Below are 2517 nucleotides of genomic sequence, written 5' to 3' on the forward strand. Positions count from 1 at the left end.
ATCGAACAGGCAAATAAAAAACTCAACGGCGCACTTTATTTAGACGAGGTGCGCCTTAGTGGTTTTATGCAGGTGGCGGCCGATAACGTGCGGATTGCCGACAGAGAGGGCCGGACAGTTTTTCAGGCGGCGGAAGTTTCCGCAAGGATCAGCCTTTTTAAATTGCTGTTTAACCAGGACGCCCCCAGCAAAGCTATTTCGTCGGTAACCGTCGCCAGGGGCGGCAAAATTTTTCTTTTGATGGACGAAGAACAAAAATGGAACATCGACCAACTTTTTAAACCCTCCGACGGCAAAGAAATACCCTTTTACGCGCAGACCCGCTTGGCAAAAACGCAGCTTTACCTCAAACTGCCGCAGGGAGAGTGGCTTTTTTCTCTTGACGGCAGTATAGACGCCGCAGCCAACCCCGATTTTTTTCTTGATTTGTCCGTGCGCCAGGGCGAAAACAAGCTGAAACTGTCCGGGCGCTTTGACCTTGACGGCAACGGCGGCGTAAGGCTGCGTTCGGCTTCTGTCGATGCCGCCCCTTACGCGCCTTTGCTCAAAGAGGCGATCGGCCTGTCGGACTTTGCCGGGCAAGTCAGGGACATTGACGTCACTTGGAACAAAAAAGGCAAAGAAGACGTTTTCAACGGCCAGGCCAAGCTCGTTTCCGTCTCCGGCGCACAAACCGCCGCCGGCCGCAATTTGGCGTTTGTTTTGGACGGTGGGCTGCGGGCGCGGGACAACAAACTGGAGTTTCACGAATTTAAAGCGGCCGTCAACGGACAGGAATTTGCCGTCTCCGGCGCTCTCTCGTTTCAAGGCGCCGAACCGGAAGCGCAAAACCTGACGGTTGCCGCCGCGAAGTTCAACTTGGCGAAAATATGGCCGACGGATTTATGGCAGGGCGATTTGGCGCTTTCCGTGTCTATGGAGGGGCCGGTCGGCCAAAAATTTGACAAACTTCAAGCCGAAGGCCGGGCGGCCTTTGGCGAAGCAAAAGCCGGGCAGATTGTTTTGCGCGACGGGGAGGCGGATTTTTCCTATCAGGACGGCCGCCTGCGGATAAACAGCGCCAAACTGAGCGTTTTAGGCGGCAAAGCCGAATTTTCCGCAGAATATGATCGCGCGGACGATTTTGTGGCGGGGCAAGCAAAGATAGCGGACGCGGATTTAGCGCAGGTAACGGGTTCGGCTGATTTTTCCGGCAAAGTAAACGGGCAGGCGGTTTTTTACGGGCAGCCGTCTTTAAGTGGCCTGCGCGCGGCGGCGCTGGTTTCATCCGACAGGATCGCGGCTCGCTCGCTCGAAATAAAAAACCTGAATGTCTGCCTTGAACAGATTGACGGCGACACTTTGCTGCAATACGCCTCCGGGTCTGTCGGTAGGGGCTATTTCAACGCCTACGGCACTCTGGCGGGCAAAAAAACGGATATTGAATTTGCCGCCGGCGACTTGCCGATAGGGGAACTGGCTGCCTTGGCCGGGGAAAAAGGGCACGGCGGCCTGAATATAAGGGGGTCCTTGCGCGGCGATTGGAGAAACCCGAGCGGCGAGGCCTGGCTGGAAGCGGGCGGCGGCACTTTGGCCAAACAGCCTTTTGCCGCCCTTGCCGGCCACGTAACCTTTGCGGACAAAACAATAAGCATAAACGACCTGCTTTTGAAAATGGATTACGGCTTGCATTTCGCCCAGGGCAGCATAAGCCTTGGAGCCGCCGCCCCTCGCCTTGACCTTAAAATAACTTCAAAAGATGTGCGGCTTGAGCATATAGCGGCTTTTGCGCTGCCAAAGGAGAAAATCACCGGCAATATGGACAGCCTGGTGGTCGTTCGCGGCGCGCTGGGCGAGCCGGAAATATCGGGCGAGATATTGATCCATGAAGCAAGTTTTCGCGAGTATTTTGTGGAGAAAGTGAGCGGGCGCTATTTTTACGCGAACAAAGCCGTCCGTTTCCAGGATTTCAATGTAAAATTCATGCAGACAAGCGTATTTTTCGACGGAAGCGCCGACCTTGACGGGAGCATCGATTTTGACTTTCGCGGCGACAACATCCGGCTGGAAAACCTGCCGCAATACGAAGGCATCAAGTTAAACGGCGGCGTCGCCCTGAAAGGGACGCTGGGCGGCAATGTCGCCCGGCCGATATTCAGCGGCGAAATAAAAGCCGACGCGGTAAAGGTAAACGGCGAAGAATTGAACAACCTGCAGGGAACCGCTTTCAGCGCGGCCGGGCTGGACAACTCCGTCATGGTCAATTTTACCAGCGGCGGGGGCGAGTACAGCCTGAACGCCGGCGTGAACTTCAACGAGCGTTTCGCGCACTGCTATATGGAAATAGAAAATGGCAATATAAAATCGCTTTTGGCGGCGGCGGGCTATAACCTTGACGTGGACGGCTCGCTGGACGGGTACCTGGAAATGAACCCCGGCGGGAGGAGGACGGGCGTCACTTTGCGCGCGCAAGTGCGGGGCGGCAGGATAAAAAGCGTCCCCTTTGAGACCGTTGATATTGACCTTAACATGAGCCGG

Annotated in this window: 1 protein-coding gene; it reads left to right on the forward strand. The window is 55.5% G+C overall.

The window, feature by feature from the left end:
• A partial coding sequence (locus LBO03_04960) for a hypothetical protein (GenBank protein ID MDR3348939.1) occupies nucleotides 1-2517 on the forward strand: 2517 nt, incomplete at both ends.

This window comes from Acidaminococcales bacterium (assembly GCA_031290885.1).
GTDB lineage: Bacteria > Bacillota > Negativicutes > Acidaminococcales > JAISLQ01 > JAISLQ01.